At 40.4% G+C, this 18,689-nt stretch carries 17 protein-coding genes; 6 read left to right on the forward strand and 11 right to left on the reverse strand.

The window, feature by feature from the left end; genetic code table 11:
• Nucleotide 1: 1 nt before the first annotated feature.
• The gene (locus tag ACIQAA_RS21180; RefSeq protein WP_402623279.1) at nt 2-1,006 is read right to left on the reverse strand and encodes an HAAS signaling domain-containing protein; all 1,005 of its coding nucleotides are present in this window, start codon (nt 1,004-1,006) and stop codon (nt 2-4) included.
• Nucleotides 1,003-1,341: a PadR family transcriptional regulator gene (locus tag ACIQAA_RS21185; protein ID WP_402623282.1), complete on the reverse strand. Its 339-nt coding sequence runs from the start codon at nt 1,339-1,341 to the stop codon at nt 1,003-1,005. The genes ACIQAA_RS21180 and ACIQAA_RS21185 overlap by 4 nt, the downstream gene beginning before the upstream one ends.
• Before the next feature lie 188 nt (nt 1,342-1,529).
• Here ACIQAA_RS21185 and ACIQAA_RS21190 point away from each other — a divergent pair, with 188 nt between their 5' ends.
• A complete protein-coding gene (locus ACIQAA_RS21190) occupies nt 1,530-2,030 on the forward strand; it encodes a DinB family protein (protein WP_402623285.1) in 501 nt (166 codons plus the stop codon).
• 62 nt (nt 2,031-2,092) lie between these two features.
• Here the strand turns inward: ACIQAA_RS21190 and ACIQAA_RS21195 are convergent, their stop codons facing one another.
• Nucleotides 2,093-3,196, reverse strand: a complete 1,104-nt coding sequence (locus ACIQAA_RS21195; protein WP_402623288.1) for an amidohydrolase — start codon at nt 3,194-3,196, stop codon at nt 2,093-2,095.
• Between the two features lie 375 nt (nt 3,197-3,571).
• On the opposite strand from ACIQAA_RS21195, the gene ACIQAA_RS21200 reads away from it, so the two are divergent.
• The 5 genes from ACIQAA_RS21200 (at nt 3,572) to ACIQAA_RS21220 (ending at nt 8,356) form a co-directional block, all read left to right on the forward strand.
• The gene (locus ACIQAA_RS21200; RefSeq protein WP_307197260.1) at nt 3,572-4,108 is read left to right on the forward strand and encodes a ribonuclease H-like YkuK family protein; all 537 of its coding nucleotides are present in this window, start codon (nt 3,572-3,574) and stop codon (nt 4,106-4,108) included.
• 187 nt (nt 4,109-4,295) lie between these two features.
• A complete protein-coding gene (locus ACIQAA_RS21205) occupies nt 4,296-5,624 on the forward strand; it encodes a UDP-glucose dehydrogenase family protein (RefSeq protein WP_402623292.1) in 1,329 nt (442 codons plus the stop codon).
• Nucleotides 5,625-5,643: 19 nt separating this feature from the next.
• Nucleotides 5,644-6,171 carry a phosphatase PAP2 family protein gene (locus tag ACIQAA_RS21210; protein WP_402623295.1) on the forward strand — a complete coding sequence of 176 codons (528 nt, stop codon included), beginning with the start codon at nt 5,644-5,646 and terminating at the stop codon, nt 6,169-6,171.
• Nucleotides 6,172-6,203: 32 nt separating this feature from the next.
• Nucleotides 6,204-7,346, forward strand: coding sequence for a glycosyltransferase family 4 protein (locus ACIQAA_RS21215; protein ID WP_402623298.1), 1,143 nt, complete (start codon nt 6,204-6,206; stop codon nt 7,344-7,346).
• 26 nt (nt 7,347-7,372) lie between these two features.
• On the forward strand, nt 7,373-8,356 hold the full coding sequence (locus ACIQAA_RS21220) for a metal-dependent hydrolase (protein ID WP_402623301.1): 984 nt from the start codon (nt 7,373-7,375) through the stop codon (nt 8,354-8,356).
• 56 nt (nt 8,357-8,412) lie between these two features.
• Here ACIQAA_RS21220 and ACIQAA_RS21225 read toward each other — a convergent pair whose 3' ends face one another.
• The 8 genes from ACIQAA_RS21225 to ACIQAA_RS21260 form a co-directional block, all read right to left on the reverse strand.
• On the reverse strand, nt 8,413-9,255 hold the full coding sequence (locus ACIQAA_RS21225) for a cytochrome-c peroxidase (protein WP_402623304.1): 843 nt from the start codon (nt 9,253-9,255) through the stop codon (nt 8,413-8,415).
• Nucleotides 9,242-9,508: a hypothetical protein gene (locus ACIQAA_RS21230; protein WP_402623307.1), complete on the reverse strand. Its 267-nt coding sequence runs from the start codon at nt 9,506-9,508 to the stop codon at nt 9,242-9,244. Before ACIQAA_RS21230 ends, ACIQAA_RS21225 begins: the two co-directional genes overlap by 14 nt.
• 215 nt (nt 9,509-9,723) lie before the next feature.
• Nucleotides 9,724-11,010 carry an alkaline phosphatase gene (locus ACIQAA_RS21235; protein ID WP_402623550.1) on the reverse strand — a complete coding sequence of 429 codons (1,287 nt, stop codon included), beginning with the start codon at nt 11,008-11,010 and terminating at the stop codon, nt 9,724-9,726.
• 558 nt (nt 11,011-11,568) lie between these two features.
• Nucleotides 11,569-12,072, reverse strand: coding sequence for a hypothetical protein (locus ACIQAA_RS21240; RefSeq protein WP_402623309.1), 504 nt, complete (start codon nt 12,070-12,072; stop codon nt 11,569-11,571).
• A gap of 300 nt (nt 12,073-12,372) precedes the next feature.
• On the reverse strand, nt 12,373-14,751 hold the full coding sequence (locus tag ACIQAA_RS21245) for a M14 family zinc carboxypeptidase (protein ID WP_402623312.1): 2,379 nt from the start codon (nt 14,749-14,751) through the stop codon (nt 12,373-12,375).
• 223 nt (nt 14,752-14,974) lie between these two features.
• Entirely contained in the window at nt 14,975-15,556 is a 582-nt protein-coding gene (locus ACIQAA_RS21250; RefSeq protein WP_402623315.1) for a hypothetical protein, read from the reverse strand.
• Nucleotides 15,557-15,691: 135 nt separating this feature from the next.
• A complete protein-coding gene (locus ACIQAA_RS21255) occupies nt 15,692-16,339 on the reverse strand; it encodes a response regulator transcription factor (protein WP_402623318.1) in 648 nt (215 codons plus the stop codon).
• Between the two features lie 3 nt (nt 16,340-16,342).
• Entirely contained in the window at nt 16,343-18,397 is a 2,055-nt protein-coding gene (locus ACIQAA_RS21260; protein WP_402623321.1) for a sensor histidine kinase, read from the reverse strand.
• Between the last annotated feature and the right edge of the window lie 292 nt (nt 18,398-18,689).

Genomic DNA, 18,689 nt, shown 5'->3' on the forward strand with positions numbered 1-18,689 from the left:
TTTATTCCATGTTTTTTAGATTAGCCTTTCGAAAGCCTTGGTAAATATCGATGGCTGCGAATAGAAGGAACGTAACTATCGCTCCCCAGAAGAACCAAGTGTCAACATCACCTGTGATACTGAATAAGTCAGTCATGTACGTAACAAACGCTGGATTAAACAACTGATGGTTACTGATGATGACGATAAATACAATCGAAGATACACCATGCATAACTGTGTTGAGCACTGCAATTTTCCTAGTCCATTGGCCTTTAAGCAATTTATAGGATGCTGCAGCAATTTCCAATCCGATTACAATGACCACCAATGGCCAGTAGGATAACAGAACCTCTTGATTAAAAGTTGGCATTACAAATTCGAGACCATTATCTCCTTTTTCATAGACTCCTAGAAGACTAGACGCATTGAAATAAACACTTGCCCAGATAGCTGTCCAAAGCAGCCCGAGAAACACCTCTGCCTTTGGTATCGCTTTTTCCTTTGGGATATAAGGAATAGTATATAAATCATCAGGCGTCCATTCTTTAAAACATGCCGTTAATGGGATCTGACTATTCTTATGATCTGTTCGCTCAATGATAGCAAACACCATCGTTAACCAGAAAAATACTTGAATACCAGTGCTAAAAATCCCCCAAATTCCCAAACCTATTGCGTCTAATAGTACATTTAAAACGGCTCCCTCTCCAGAGTAGGATATAATCGTTTTGGCTATTGAAGAAATCAAGGAAATCACTGCGGCAATGGGGAGGATTATTTTTAACAGGCTGATATAGATATCAAAGTAGCGTGGACCAATTAAGTGCATAGGGCGGTCTAGATAGCCGCTGGCAAGGATAGCAGGGCTGCCAAGTTTTTCAAGGACAGGCTTAACCTCCTCCTCTGTGTATTCATCCGGAAGCATATCCTCGATTGTCGAGCGCAGTTCGAGTGCAATGTCTTCACGGCTTTTATCAGGGAGCCTGCGGGTAACCTCTTGAATATAAAGGTCAATAATTCTCATCCGTTATCATCTCCTTTTAATAATAAGGAAAGTTCTTGTGAAGTCTTTTCCCATTCTTTCTTAAGCTGCTGGAATATCTCTATTCCATATGTTGTTAACACATAATACCGGCGTGGTCTGCTTTCAGTTGTATCCCAGCTGCTTGTGACTAACTCTTGCTTTTCCAGTCGGCGAAGCAATGGATATAGTGTACTCTGTTCAATCGATATCCCGCACTGCTCTAATAATTGGACAAGAGAATAGCCATATTGAGGTGTACGCAGCTGGCTTAACACCGCTAATGTCAATGTCCCTCTCCTTAGCTCTGTCGTTAATGAGTTTAATAAGGTACTCATCCATCCACCTCCATTGTTTTTTATGCTGTACATCATACACTATGCTCTATACTATGCATCATACACTATTGTTGTTCGAATAATATTTAACAAACGAGATTATTTTTTCATTGCAGTATGACAAGGAATATTTTTTGTGAAGGTGAATATAAACAGTATTGAATGTCTATTTGAGGAGCGTGCTGGTCATGATTACAAATGTAGTGGAGAATCTTACTAAAACGAGGAATAGGTTGTTAAAAGAGATTTCAGGTTTAAGCTATGAACAGCTGAATAAAAAGCCTGACGAGGGTACTTGGAGTATTGCTCAGGTGTGTCATCATTTGTACTTATCCGAAAGTGTCTTTACACAAGCAATCATTTACGGGCTAAATAAAAGCAATGGAAAAAAAGCAGATCCGAAGCCTGTTCAGCTGGCAGTTGACCGCACACAGAAGGCAAAGGCACCTGATATGATTGTCCCGGGCGATGAGCCGTTGGAGTTGGAGAAGATTACGGAGCTTTTAAATCAATCAAGAAACGTATTTTTTGAGTTTTATCATCAGCTTGAAGACAAGTCCATCCTAAAAGAAAAATCCACCAAGCACCCGCTCCTTGGTTACACGCCTTTAGACCAATGGGTTGACTTGATCTATCTTCATGAAGAGCGGCATATCGAACAAATCAGAGAAATTAAATCATTGTTATAAAAAATCGGTGCCTGTCACCGGAAAGGATGGTAACAGGCACCGAAAGTTTATTTTATTCTTCTTTAAGCTCTCTGCAGCGTTTCAGCTAGAATACGTGCCCCAAGGTCAAGAGCAGATTTATCAAACGTCATTTTAGGATGATGTAATCCTGGTTGAAGGTCTGCCCCGACGCCAATCATGGCTGCTTTTAATGTTGGATTCTTAATGGTATAAAAATGGAAATCATCACTACCAGACGTGATAACGGGTGGTGCAAGCGTCTCTCGGCCAGCAACATTCAGAATTGCTTCTTCGGCAATCGACTCCGCTTCAGCAGAAACCTCAGCTCCAGGAGTAAAATCGCTCCAGTTCCATTCGATATCAACTCCATAAAGGTCTTTTAAGCTGTTAATACCGTGGTCGATTTGGTCCTTAAGTTTTGCTAGAACTTCATTTTTTTGTGCCCGGACATCAATGGCAAATTCGGCTGAACCTGGAATAATGTTTAAGCTCTCTCCGCCAGCAATCACTTTTGTAAGCTTTGCAGAATAGGCTTTGAACGGTGATAGATAAATAGATTTGACGAACTGATGCAATCCAACAATCACATCTAGAGCATTTTTGCCTTGGTGCGGCCTGGCACCGTGCGCGTCTTCACCGTGGACTTTACCTTCTAAAAAGATAGCTGCTCCGTGATGAATGGAGGCTGAAACTCGTCCCATAGGAAGCTCTTCAATTGGTCGAAGGTGGATACCGAATAAATGGCTGACGTTTTCGATCGCTCCCCTTTCAATCATTGCAATCGAACCGTTCCCTTTTTCCTCAGCCGGCTGAAATATAAAACGGAGCTTTTTAGTGAGACGCTGATCCTTCAGGTAAAGCAGGGCTCCAAGCACCATCGAGATAATAGCGTCGTGACCACAGGAGTGATTCCCCTGCCAAACTCCATCCACCTCCTGCCATAAAGCGTCTATTTCCGCTCGAACCGCTATCACTTCGTCTCCCTCACCGATTTCCGCTATAAGTCCGGTTACATCAGAAAAGCGACGGTATTCTACGCCAAGATTATCTAAAATATCTGCAATGGCTTGAGTTGTTTTAACCTCTTTCCAGCTAACCTCGGGGTGAGCATGGAAATGTTCAAACCAAGTCAAAATCTGTCTTTCAAAACTTTCCGCCAACTTCAAACACTCCTATCCACAAAAAACTAATAAAGTCATAGTACATCAAAAGAACTTGTTCCTACAATATTTTTTAAAAAGGTAACATTAAAAAGGTGACAGGCACCACAGAAAGACACTGTCCACCCCAGGTGGACAGTTGGTAACATATTTGATAGTTTGTTGGACTATTTAGTATGGTTTTTACTCATTTACGAAAAATTAACATCCTTCTGAAATAGGCGTAAGAAGTCTTTTTGGGATTTGGTATAAATTGTATTGGACAACTTTATGTGAAGCATGTCCCATTACTGCTGCACAAGAATAATTTTTATTCCATAAAATAATATTAAGAATTGTAAGAGTAATTATAAAAACGAAAGGGAAGATGTGGTGTTCTAAATGAAAAATTATCAGGTTTTTGATTATTCGTTTCAGAATCTGCGTGAAAAGAGTATGTCGTTTGAACAGGTTTTCGAACACATTGTAAAATTCATGAATTTAGCACCCAGCGGGAATTTTCGCTTAATGGTCGGAACGGATTCACAGGTTCATAAAAGACATACCATTTTCATTACGGGTATTGTCATTCAAAATGAGGGTAAAGGCGCATGGGCTTGCATTAGGAAGATTGTGATCCCAAGAAAAATGACACATCTGCATGAGCGGATTTCCTTTGAACTGTCACTTACAGAGGACATTGTGGCCTTATTTACGGAGGAAAGAAAAACACGGTTAATCAATATCGTCCTTCCTTTTGTCTATCAAGGCGCAACCTTCACTATGGAAGGCCATATTGATATTGGAGCCGGAAAACGCAACAAAACAAGAGAATTTGTGAAAGAAATGGTAGCCCGAATGGAATCCATGGGGGTGGAGCCAAAGATAAAGCCAAATGCGTTTGTCGCCTCAAGCTATGCCAACCGGTACACAAAATAGGGACCTGAGCCATGTTGCGTTCACTAAAAAACGCACCAGGGCTCAGGTCTTTACTTTATTTTGGCTGGTAAAAGCGCTTATTCCCTGCCAACTATACAAAGTCTTTACACTCTTTTAACACTAGGTTAAGAAAGATTTTAAACTTTTCAGATAAAATGAAACAAACACTATTATTTGGAGGGATAAGATGAGGATTACAGTTGCAGGAGCAGGAAATGTCGGGCTAGTTACAGCAGTTTGTTTCGCAGAAGCAGGTCATCAAGTAACCTGTTTAGACACTCAAAAAGAGAAAATCGAAATGCTCGAAAAAGGATACTTGCCATTCTTTGAGCCTGGTCTGGAACCTTTGTTAGAAAAGAATCTCTCCAACGGACAGCTCCGCTTTTCGACGAACCCAAAACAAGCCTATTGTAATGCTGAAATCATTTTTATTGCAGTTGGAACTCCTGAAAAAAAAGATGGATCTGTTGACTTATCCTATATTTATATCGCTTCCTACCACATTGCTGAAAATATCGAGAATGACGTTATTGTCTGTACAAAGAGTACCGTCCCAGTTGGAACAAATGAAATCATCAAGCAAATTTTTCAGAATCGTAAGCCACGCCACCTAAAAGTGGATGTAGTGTCAAACCCTGAATTTCTTCGCGAGGGTTCAGCAATAATGGACTTCTATTTAGGAGATCGAATCGTCATTGGCGCTGATAACCCTGAGGCAGCTTCCATTATGGAGCAGCTCTATCTTCCATTAAAAATACCGATAGTAGTCACTGATATTAGAAGTGCAGAGATGATTAAATATGCCTCCAATGCCTATCTTGCAACGAAGATAAGCTTTATCAATGAAATTGCCAATCTCTGCGAAAAAGTTGGCGCAAATATTGAAGAAGTCTCTTATGGAATGGGAATGGATAAACGAATTGGGCCTAATTATCTTCAGCCCGGGATTGGTTATGGAGGTTCATGCTTTCCAAAGGACACAAAAGCACTCGTACAACTGGCAGGCAATGTCCAGCATCGATTCGAATTACTTGAATCCGTTATTAAGGTAAATCAGCACCAGCATTCCCTTCTAGTTAGAAAGGCAAAAGAAATGCTCGGACCATTAAAGGGAAAAAAAGCCGCCGTACTGGGGCTTGCTTTTAAACCAGAAACTGATGATATCCGTGAAGCCGTTTCCTTAACGATTATTAAAGAATTACTAGAAGAAGGTTCACTGGTCACTGCATATGACCCCATTGCTATTCCCAATGCCCATAAGCTGATAGGAAATTCAATTGAGTATACAACAAATATTCGTGAAGCGCTAAAAGGGGCTGACTTTGCTGTCATTGCAACAGAGTGGGACCAAATAAAGCACCTTTCATTGGAAACGTATATCACCTATATGAAGGAACCGATTATTTTCGATGGACGAAATTGCTATTCCCTTAAAGACATTCAACGCTATCCGATTACTTATGTATCCATTGGAAGACCAACTATATCGGCTGTAAAGCCCGTCCAACGTCTGTAACATAGAGGGAGACACAATCATGATGAGAATAATCCAATCCTTTTATCATTTCGAATGCATGATTTTTCATGAGATTAATAGCCATTTTGATAAAAAAGTTATTAATCTCTTTTTTCGTACAATTACTGGAATAGGTGGAGCATTGTTTATAAGTGTAACGACCCTGTTACTCATCATTTTTTCAACGGGTACAACCAGACTTACAGCGATATCAAGCGCGGCAGCCTTAGCTCTAAGTCATATACCTGTTCAAGTGGTAAAGAAGCTTTTCCCTCGTAAAAGACCCTATTTATTATTTGAAACAACAAAGATTTTACCAAATCCATTAAAGGATCATTCTTTTCCGTCTGGTCATACAACAGCTGTATTCTCAGTTATTGTTCCATTTGTTATTCTAAACCCTTTTCTAGCAGCGGTTCTGATTCCGTTAGGACTATGTGTAGGCATTTCAAGGATTTATTTAGGTCTGCATTATCCATCGGACGTGATTGCAGGAGGCATTCTCGGGACGTTCTTTGGCATTCTTTGTTCTTATTTTTTAACCTAAAATGAATTGGAAACTGCGTAGGAGGGGTTTATATGAAAATTGCTATTTTTTCTGACACCTTTTATCCGGATATTAACGGGGTTGCCCAAACCCTCAAAAAATTTACAAACTATCTTGAGGAGCAGCATATCTCCTATAAAGTCTTTGCACCTAATCCTGCGTCAACTGAATATGTTTCAGACCATATTCATAGGTTAAAAAGCCTGTCCTTTTTTCTATATCCGGAATGCCGATTAGCGTTCCCAAACTTTATCCAGGTTAAATCAGAAATCGAGCAATTCTCACCTGATTTGATTCATGTAGCAACTCCGTTTACAGTTGGTCTTTGTGGTGTCTACTTTTCGAAAAAATTAAACATCCCAATTGTCGGCTCTTATCACACCGATTTCAATCACTATTTACATTTTTATGACCTTGAGTTCCTTTCTAAGCCTCTTTGGAAATACATGAATTGGTTTCATAGTCCTTTTAAAAAGCTCTTTGTTCCTTCCATTGATACGCTGGAAAAATTGAAAAACCGCGGGTTTAGTAATTTGGAACTTTTTCCTAGAGGCGTTGACTGCCAGCTATACCATCCAAATTATCAAAAAGAGGTTGTTCTTAATCGGTACGGAATTTCTAAAAGATTTCTCCTTACCTATGTTGGCAGGCTGGCACCTGAAAAAGATTTAAAAACGCTTATGAAAATCGCGAACTCACTGCCACCTGAAATAAATAAGCAGGTACATTGGTTAATTGCCGGGGATGGTCCTTTACTTGAAGAACTGCAAATGGCTGCATTGCCAAATATGACCTTTACTGGCTATTTGAAAGGAGTTGGATTAGCTGAGGTCTATTCAGCGACAGACCAATTTATTTTTCCATCACCTACTGAAACGTTTGGAAATGTTGTTCTTGAGGCTCTTGCAAGTGGAACACCGGTAATCGGGGCCAATGCTGGCGGAGTGAAACATATTATTTCAAACGGTATTACCGGACATTTGTGTGAGCCGGGTAATGCAGAAGATTTTGTTAACCGTATTGTTCAGTTGTTTGGAAATGATCATTTTCGGAATCAAATGTCGGTAAATGCTAGGAAGTATGCACTTACTCAAAGGTGGGATCAGATATTTGATAACCTGCTTAACCATTATTCTGCCGTTATCGATGAACCCTCTAAGAAAATATACGCATGAAGTAATATCGGTAAGGAGGAATATGAATGGATACAGTTTCTCACATTATATTCGGCTTGGGCCTAGGTGCTCTTGCTCAAATTGATCCAGTGATATCAAACAATAGTGCGTTATCAACAGCGGTCCTTATTGGAACAGTAGTGGGTTCTAACGCACCGGATTTTGATTTTTTCTTTCGATTTAAGGGCAAAAGTAGTTATTACCGAAATCATCGGGGATGGTCGCACTCAATGCCGGCAATCCCTTTATGGAGCATACTTACCACAGCTGCCATTTTTCCATTCTTCCCAGGCAGCTCTATTGCCCACTTGTTTTTATGGATATTGCTTGCCGTTACCTTACACGTTCTTTTAGATTTGTTTAATGTTAATGGGACTCAAGCTCTTCGCCCATTTTCTACACAATGGCTGTCCTTAGATTTCCTCCCCTTAATCGACCCATATATCATCATGCTTCATATTCTTGGATTTAGCCTGCTTCCTTTTTTTGGAACTGGGAGAGTCTTTACTTTCATTTATCTAGCAATGTTTTTTTACCTGCTGGTTCGGTTCATTTTTACACAATTTACGAAATGGAAGCTTTCACAGCACTTTCAAAATGCGCTCCGGGTAAAAATGATCCCTAAAACATCACCATTCCACTGGAATATTATTATTGAAACCAATCAGGACTTTTTATTTGGTTCTTACTCAATGGGAGAGTTATGGATAGAGCATACTTTTTCCAAAATGGTAGATTACCCTGGGTTAGTAATCGATAGCAGTCAGAATCCTGAAGTAGAAAGCTTTCTAAGAAGTACCCACTTCGCCTACCCTTTTGTTCAAAAGAGAAAAAGCGGTTATTTCATTTATTGGAAAGACCTTCGGTTCCGGTCTAAGAAATTTTTCCCTAAGCTTGCTATTATGTTCATTTCCTTAGATTATCAAAACCAAGTATCCTACACTGGTAAATTAACCTCTATTAAACACTACAAACGGGTAATAAAAAAATTGGAAACCTCCATAAAATAAAGTCCTGAGCCCCCTTTTGATTACCAAATTCAAGGGGGCTCAGGACTATTCTATTATTATGGAAGTTCAGGCTTTGTAAAAATTGGCGGTTCTCCGCCCAAAATTTTTAGAAAGGCTAGTAAATCGGCCTTCTCCTGGTCTGTTAAACCAATCGGATTCATAAATTTTTGGATAAAAAAGCTCTTATTGGGATGGCTATCTCCTCCGCGGTCATAATAGTCGATTACATCCTCAAGCGTTGCAAGACTTCCATCCCGCATATAAGGTGCTGTATGGGTAATTCCATATAGTCCAGGGGTGCGGATCCTGCCTAAATCCCCTTCTTGCCCGGTTACCACTTGGCGGCCTTTTTCCTCTGTATTGAGACCGATATTGTAAAAATTGTTATCAGACAGGTTCGGCCCATTGTGGCAGGTCACACAAAATGCTTTTCCTGTGAACAAACGGAGACCGCTGACTTCTTGTTCCGTTAAATCCTCTGTTTCGCCCTCAAGGAACCTGTCATAAGGTGTATCCTTTACAACAATTTGCCTTTGGAAAGCAGCTAGAGCTTTTGCAATATTTTGTTCTGTAATACCATCGTTAAAAGCTGCTCGAAAACGTTCCTGGTACCCTTGGATGGCGGATAATTCTTTTAAGAGTTCATCAAGAGGCTGATTCATCTCATCTGGATTTTGAATGGGACCAAGCGCTTGCTCCTCTAAGGAAGCAGCACGGCCATCCCAAAAGTTGGACGTGTAATAACCTGAATTAATCACAGTTGGGCTGTTCCTTGCTCCATTGCCGCCGGTAAACTTATCAAACGTAGGCTGATTATCTCCATAACCCATATTCGGGTCATGACAAGTCTGGCAGCTTACCTCATTATTCCCTGATAAACGGGGGTCAAAAAATAACATTTGCCCAAAGCTCAAGGACTTCAGGCTTCATCGGATTATCCGCCGGGATTGGTACATCACCGATTGGTACAAGTGTTGTATGATTTCGAAGGCTGGTGAGCAGCTCCTCTGGATCAATTTCATTCCCTTGTGCTTTACTCTGTTCCTCCGTTGACAAATTCGTTGGCGCCTTCACCTTCTCCTTCTCCCGACAAGCCGACAAACCAATACAGATTATAAGAGTTAAAACCGTGCCCTTCACTAATCTATTCATAAATAAAGTGCTCCTCTGATTTTTATTATCTTATCACCATTATAAAATTGGTTTTAATAAAAAAGAGCACCACATTGTGAAGAAATTAGTAAACGTTTCAGTAGAAACAACCAACTGTCCGCCTGAGGTGGAAAGTGTCCACGGGCGGTGCCTGTCACCTAGGGGTGTCACTATGTGACATCCCTAGGTGACAGGCACCAACCATTGTATCTGCCTCAACGAAGGATATCAAAGATAACTTTGGCGTGGTCAGTGTTGTCGATTTGGCCTTTCAGGCACTCACTTCCTGGGCCGTAGGCATAGACGTTTACGTCTTCGCCGGTGTGTCCACTGGTTGTCCAGCCTGTGTTGGAACGGGCATTTATGATTTCTTCGATGGCATTGTCGATGTTTTTTGCCTTTTGTGTTCTTGCAGCTCTTTCAACATATCTAATTTCATTTTTTGTTAAAGGAAGCTCAATATATTTCGTTAACGTTTCTTTAACTCCAGCTCCTTTGACGATCTCTGCAGCCATATAGTTAGGTGTCCGATTCACTGCTTTTATTACCGAACTAAACCAATTGTATTGTCCTTGCGCCCCTATTGTGAAACCTCCAGTTGAATGGTCTGCAGTAGCGATAACCAATGTATGTCCATCCTTTTTTGCAAAATCAATGGCAACTTTAACGGCTTTCTCGAAATCTTCCATTTCACTCATCACACCCACGATATCATTATCGTGTGCTGCCCAGTCAATCTGACTTCCTTCCACCATTAGAAAAAAGCCGTTGTCGTTCTTATTCAGCCGCTCGATTGCGGAAGTGGTCATGTCTGCAAGAGATGGAATGTCGTTTGAACGATCTATCATTTTCGGCAGCCCTCTTTTTGCAAAAAGACCTAACACCTGAGCACTTTCGTCGTTATTCATCTCATTAACGTTCGTTACATAGCTGTAGCCGTCTTTAACAAACTCATCCACTAGGTTCCTATCTTTGCGGATAAACCACTCTGAACCCCCGCCAAGCAATACATCTATTTTGTGCCTGCCAGTAACTAAATCATCAAAATAATCATCGGCAATGGCGCTCATGCTCTTTCGCTCGACGACATGGGCACCAAATGCAGCAGGAGTGCCATGGGTGATTTGCGCTGTGGCAACCAGCCCAGTCCCTTTCCCTTTTTCCTTAGCCGCTTCGAGGACTGATTTTAATTTCGAGTGGTCGCTGTTAATCCCAATTGCCCCATTATAGGTTTTGACCCCGGTTGCCATAGCTGTTGCCGAAGCCGCAGAATCTGTTACATTATACCTTGGGTCATTCGGGAAGGTCGTCTGCTGGCCAACAAGGTACGGTCCAAACTCTGTGGATTCTAGTTCTAAAGTGGCAGGATTATCTTTCAAATAACGATACCCCGATGTGAATGAAACACCCATGCCATCACCAATCAGAAAAATAATATTTTTAATATCCCCGTTACCTTCATTAACTTCAGCTTCATATTTTTCTATCGGGCTTGATAACATAACGGAAAAGCCAATAAAAATGGAAAAAGTCCACCTCATATGCCATTTAGCGAACATACATATCCCCCTGAAAACACCTGAATTAAATGTAATTATTATGGATATTAAAAAGAAAAATTATCCATCTCCTAGAACTATCTCTAGCAAATTGCACCATTCACACAAAACATATTCAAAATTAAAAGGATTGAGCAAAATGCCCAATCCTCTTTAAATATTAAGAGTGTCCGCCTGAGGTGGAAAGTGTCCACGAGCGGTGCCTGTCACCCACTTTATCTCCATCTTAGATTTGTCTGCAAAAGGCCTCAATATTTCCTGGTGATGTTATCGGTTTGTCTTGTGTTTCTTGTTTTGAGAACCGGCAGGTGTAAAACATTTCTTGCCGATGTTCATTTTCAAATTGGTTTAAGTCTGATCCGGTTTTAAGTTTTTTCTTAAGGTCTTTTGAGTAATAATCTATCTTAATATTATTGTCACTATACTGTCTATCCTTGACGGTTTCCCATAACTGATAAATTCACTGAAACTCTTTCTCTTTATCAAAGGTATCGTCGAAATTTAATATATGGATGCTTTCAAAGCTTTGATGAGGATTCTCATTGTATATTGTTTGATAGCTGTCTTCAACTGGTACCGCTCCTCTATCTCACTATAAAAAGAACCATAAACATAGTATACCCCTGTACCCTGAAATATGGGTTCAATGATGGGAATCATTTCTTTCCTAAATTGTGCTGACCAATTACTTTCTTTATAGCTGTCCCTTATCACTTGATACTTCTCAGTAGTGTCTACCCCGAAAGTAATATCCGGACTTGCCGCTGGGTGCACAGAAAGGCTATAATCTCCCCCGTCATCACCTAAGATTTTATTGTACTCCACCTCGTCAATTACAAATCGCTCTCCATACTTTTCTTCCAAATATTCTAATGCAGCCTTCTCCGCTTTATCATCATTTGCTTCATAATAGACAAAATCTAAAGCATAAACTCCTAATAGTAAAAATGGTGATATAACGACCAGTCCAGCTAGTATCCCAATAATGATTAGAACTTTTTTCATATATTTCCCCGAATTTATCAATTTTTTTAATGACAATCCTGTATTATCATATCTAAATCTTTAAAAAAATCAAAATAAAACATCTACTAACTAGGAAAAAAATTGTTTTGATTTATTTGTTCTCTTTTAACTACTATTGGAGGATTTTTTTATAGACAGAAACACGGCTTTTTAACCAGCATTTAAGGAATGGCATTATAGCGGATTCCACTGCTATGGCTATTCAACACCATATGTCGCCAAATTTTGAATAGGAAATGTCAAAAAGCCTGGTCAATAGTAGACCAGGCTTTGCTCGTATTATTTATCAAAAATAGCATTGGATAGAAGTCTGAACAGGTAGTCTGTGTGGTCACGGAATCCTGCTTCTAAGCCAATAAGGGTGACGTCTTTATTTTCTTCTTTTACGATTACCGCCTGACCCTTAGCATCGGCCTTTTTATTAATCCAGTGGCCAGCTACAAAGAAGTCGTCCGTGTTAAACAAAGTTGCTCCGACCTCATCATTTCCGTTCACACCATACCATGCCGGGCGATAGACAAAACCAAGATCGTCCCCGTCATAGCCGGCTGTTAATCCTGTACCAGCATAATCGACCTTTACGATACCGTTACTGTTTGATCCAGCACTATTTATTACATTATCAGTCAATTCCAATGTTCTTGTTGCATTGGATGCCCCTGCTCCGACTGCAATATATTTGCCGCCTTGGTCTACAAACTTCGTAACATTATTCTTAAAAGCTGAGAATTGGTCAGCATTTTGGAAGCCAAATTCTTTGTTTGCTTCTGATAGTTTTGTAGAAATAAGGTTCTCTGTTCCACTGTAAACAAATACATCAAAGCCCTCTATACCTTTTTCTGCAACTTCAACAGGCGTTACTTCGGTTACTTCGAATCCTAATCTCTTCAAGGCAAGCTTTGTCCCGCTGTGAGACTGAACCTTCCCCATACCTCCATCCTTTAATATGGCTACCTGTAAACTTGATACCTCGGCAGCATCCCCGGGTACACTTGCAACCGATCCGATCTGGAGACCAGATTCTTTCACAGCTGCTGAGATTTTATTGGCTGAAGTAGCCGTATAAAAATCGCCCGATTCACTGCGAGATACTGCAACTCCCTGTTTAAGCAAGTTATTTACTAATTCAATCGCTTTTACAGAACTATTTGGAATCAAGTAAGGGCCTTTCCCTGTCACAGTCCCTTGAACAGTTACTTGGTTAACCTGTTTAGCTGTAACGTCTACCGGACTGTATGTCTCAACTGCTTCAAAGCCCCAAAGCTCCGGCAGGCTCCATGCAGAAATATCATACATAGCCGGTGTATCATTTGAAATGTCCTCACCATCCCATAGCATTGTATTGGCTAAGCCAGCCTTTGCTTGGTCCAACTGCACTAGATACGTTCCTTTAGGGTAGGTTTTTCCATCAACACTAAATGCTTTCGTTGCTTCTTTTACCTCAATATCGTTATTAAGTAAATGCTTCACAGCCTTAGTTGTTACCGTCGGATCTTTTTCATCAACTGGCAAAATGTAAGCATTAGGGAAGAATCCTTCTTTATGGAAAGGATGATCAAAGTTAATGCCGCGTTTGAACATCTCAATTTGGTCTGTGATCATTGCCTGCTTATTTTCAGTGGCAAAATTCAAGGCACCCATGATGGCATTATACATCCAGCGTACTCCATCCAAGTCATTTGTTGGAGCTTCTAACGTGTGACCGTAAGCACCATGGTACATCGCATACATTGGAGTGAAAATTGGCGGATAGTCATCCCAGCCAGCAGCGTCATCACGCTGTGGCACGTAAACTCCCCCCATACTTTTATACAAATTGCCTGTAAAACTATCCTTGTCTCCCATAATTTCTGCTTCCATTGCTTTTGCCTGATCCACTGCCCACTTATTATAAAGGTCATACTCATAGTTAGGATTATGAGGCGGCGTACATGGTTCAATTAACCCCTGCAGGTTAGGTCCATAATTCTTTACATAACCATGGGTATCAAGGAATACCATTGGATTCCACTCTTTAATCAATTCCACCGTTTCTTGGGTTTCAGGCTGAGACTGTGTGATAAAGTCACGATTCAAATCGATACCTTCCCCGTTAAATCGTGTGGCATCCACGCGGCCATCAGGGTTTTGCACGACGTTAAAAATAAGAATATTATTCTCTAAAATATTTTTTGTTTCTGCATCATTTTGTGTTGCAAAGCGTTCGATTAATTGGATAACCGCGTCACTTCCTACAAACTCGGTACCATGAATCGAGCCATTAATCATAATCGGCACTTTAAAATCAGGATTATTCGCAATCCAATCCTGAGCCTTTTCAGGATTCTTGAACATTTGTTTTCTAAGGGATTGTATTTTTCCAAACTTTCCTTGTGTAGTTGGATCTGCAATTGTAACAACATAAAGAGGATGACCATCAGCAGATGTCCCGCGTACTTCTACCTTTACACGATTGGATTGCTTTTCAATCGCCGTCAATTTAGCCCCAACTTGTGAGAATTTCATAAATTCATAGTTTTCACTATTAAACTTGCTGCCATCCTGCTCCTCATATACATTTACGTTTGTCCATTTCGGTCCCTCAGCAAATCCTGTAGAAAAGGGAACAGCCGTAAGTAAACTTACTGCTAATAAACCTGCAATTTTTTTCTTCTTCATAAAATAACCCCCATAACCATATGTATTTTTATTAACTATTATGTATTTTTATAACGTAAAATTATTTTAATATTGCTGGAAATAAATTACTATCCAACCATTTTCCCGAAAAAACGAATAAATAATATTCTTTTATAGGAATAAAGTTATACATTACACCCTGAGAAATACTATTTAACAAAAGAGAAGGGCTTCCCACAACGATGGGGATGCCCTGTTCTCTTTATTGCTCAACCGATATATTTTCTACTACTACATTACCTCTTGATTTCTTTAATACCTCTATTCCAAACCACATAAAAGGAATACCCCAAGCAAGGACTGAAAAATCACCAACCACTGGAATAAAGTTTAGAATCGGCGCAAGTATAATCAAAATAGCAGGTACTTTAGAAAATACTTTCGTCTTTAACACCGTAATACCAAGTAATATCATAGAAAGCATGACTGAGAGCATCATCAATGGACTAGCAATTAAAATTGGCAGCGGCGGCATATCCATTTGTAAAACTTTCGGGTCATACACAGCAAATACTAAGCTAGTAAATACCATTCCCATCAGGACAAAGCTTCCAAAGGCATAAAGGATAAACGCTGTGAACCCCAGTTTTCCAAACTCCTTATGAGCAGAGAAGTACAATCCGAAAATACCTAATCCCATAAATAACGTTCCAAGGACTCCTGCTGTTAATTCTTGCGTGCTGTTCATCCCCCATACTAATGCCAGCGGGCACATAAGAGCGCGGAAAAAACCTCCAATGATACTAAAAATGGCTAACAAACGAATCACCTTGTTTAGGTTCATTACTATCAACTTCCTTTCGTTTTATTAACCTAACTGTATCAATCCCGGCGTCCCGGCGTCTTGTGACCACAGTCCCGCCCATGTCGGGAAGTTTTTTTTATAAAAAAGAACCCTTAAAAAGGGCTCCTTAACGACTTATTTGCCATCTTTCCCTAATCCAGCTTCCCTTGCCATGATAATCGCATGTGCACGGTCGCTGGCGTGCAATTTACTCAAGATGTTGGAAACGTGATTTCGGACCGTTTTTTGATTTAATCCTAAAACGCTGGCAATTTCAGCATTATTCTCCCCTCTGGCAATATGATTTAACACCTCTCGTTCTCTTTCCGTTAGCTGCGGAAAAACATCTACACGTACCTGCTTTGATTTTGCCTCAAAATAGTACATCATTCTTCTCGCAATCGATGGACTAAAGATTGCTTCACCATCCCCCACTGCCTGAATGGCTCGAATGATTTCATTTCGATTGGCCTCTTTCAAAAGATACCCTCTAGCCCCTGCTCTCATGGCTGCAAACACAGAGCTATCATCGTCGTACATGGTTAAAACAAGAATTCCAGTTTCAGGCTGTATGTGGATAATCTGTTTTGTGGCTTCTATTCCGCTCATTTTTGGAAGATTAAGATCCATAAGAATAATGTTTGGTCTCAGCTGCTGCGCCAATTGAACGGCTTCTTCACCGGTTACTGCTGCCCCCACTACCTCAAATTCCTCTACACTTTCTAGCATTCTAGCTAATCCATCCCGAAACATCGGATGATCTTCCACAAGTAATATTCGCATTGCTTACTCTCCTTCCGCCCACAATGGCAAACGGACTTCAATCGTCGTACCCATGCCGCTGTTATTTTTTATAAAAAACTGTCCATCCACTTCCTCTGCACGTTCTCTCATTGAATGGAGACCTATTCCATTTTTCCGGTTGCCTTGGAGACCCACTCCATTATCTTCGATCGTCATGATTAAGGATGAATCGTCTAACCCAAGTGAAACTTTACAAAAGGATCCCTTTGAGTGCTTACCTGCATTCGTAACTGCTTCCTGAACAATCCGATAGGCGGCAACTTCAATGGCAGGATGAAGAGGAAAGTCAATTTCTGAAGCCTCCAACGATACTTTTATTGAACTGCCCTCATATTGCCGGCAAAGCTCATCTAATGCAAAAATCAACCCCAATTCATCTAATGCAGGCGGCCGCAAATTGTAAACTAATTGGCGAATCTCAGCAATGGCGGTGCGAAGATTTCCCTGTAACTCTAGTAATCTATTCTTTACCGCCAGATCTACACCATTTTGAAAAACTACGGTATCCAAACTTAGCGAAATACTTGCAAGGCTGGCACCTAATCCATCATGTAAATCCCGGCGAAGCCTTCTTCGTTCTTCCTCTCTAAAACTAACAAGTTTAATTCTTGAGCGTTTCAGCTCACTTGAAATCCTCACCGTTTGTACCGCCATCGTAACCTGCCTGAGTAAATCATTTAATAAATAGACTTTGTCAGGAGGAAGTGTTTCTTGTAAGGAACGAGCCCCGACGATAAGAATACCTATACATTCCCCTTTTAGTTTTAAAGGGAATTCTGATCCAACCTGTAATTCCTCACCAAATACAGCCACGCGTTCAAAGTTCCCGCCGAGTTCCATTTCAATTGCAGCAAAGGGCAGCTTGAGTGCTTTTGCGACTTCTTCCACGATGGTGTTAAGGACGGAGGAATTTGTCATCGTTAACTCCAATCGTTGTGTTAAGGAGGATAAGATTTTATATGGATCCTCACGGTCTCCATAAACTAAGGTGTTAACAGAATGCTGTATTTTTGTACGTAAGGGCTGGAAAAGAATCGCCACAATCCCGGTTGCTAATAAAGAAATAAAAATATTGTTCTGATCATTTAACAGGAATCCGAGTGAACCAACTATTAGTACGTATACACCCATGACAATCAGTGTTACAAACGAATACACAATGGTTCTGCTGAATACCACAGATAAATGACGCTGCCGCTGCTCCAATATCGCTATTCCGATGGAAAACGGCATAAATAAAAGAGCAAGATAATAGACAAACCACATAGATAATTTTAAAAGACCGTTATCCCCAAAAGTTGAGAAAATTAATAAAGACAACACGGATAGAATAAATCCGCTTAAACTAACTGCGAACCAACGTATCTGCCTTTGCAGCTGCTTATTTTCAGCATGACGATAGCGGTAAATTTGCGAGTAAATGACAAAGCCGTGCAATGAAAGCCAAATTCCCGAGCGAACCGCTATTGGCCATGTCGTAGGGTCTATCATTGAGCCTGGCAGAAAGTAAATACCTATATTCCCCACTAAACCAATTAGTGCCGGATAGAGCAGCCACTTTGGCCGAAACTTTCCATCTGGAAATAGAAAGAAAAAGAATAAATATAAATCCCCTACAAAGCTTTCAACCTTTAAAAAACTATCTAAATGCGTTGCCTCAGAGATAATAGGCGTACTTATACTCATAATCGTTCCAGTCGCGATAAGCAGGATCGACGTATATAAACAAATTTGATCCTTCATCCCGTAAATATAGAGCAGGACACCGACTACAAAAAAAGATAGAAACTGTATGAGCAAAAGGACAACGAGAATCCCGCTATAGAAGGACATGGACATTCCATAGGAGAGTAAACTTTGGGCCTCCTCAGCAGTTAAAAGGAAAAGATCCTGACAGTCATCACCACTGCACACATTAAGGAGCAAATCATATACCTTTGTCTCCGAATAAACAAAAAGGGCCACTGATATAACCGTTATGTACCACCAAGCCCCATGAGACAACAAATGTAACAACCCACTAAACGCTCTCTTCATACCCCCGCCTCATTCACAAAGAATTATCATTCAAAACTTGCTAATCTAATACTATTTAGACATATCCCTATAAATTCCTTTATCATTGATGACAATTTGATGGTGATGGTGACACAGTAATGGTGACAGGCACCGCTCGTGGACACTTTCCACCTAGGGTGGACAGTTGCATTATTAAAAAGTCCTAAGGATACATCCTTAGGAACTTTTACTTGTTGTTATTTAATTCTGCAGTTTTTGCATACTTTGATGGTTTGGCTGCTTTCTGTTTTAAACGGATATAACAGTTTTA

This window comes from Neobacillus sp. NPDC093182 (assembly GCF_044754045.1).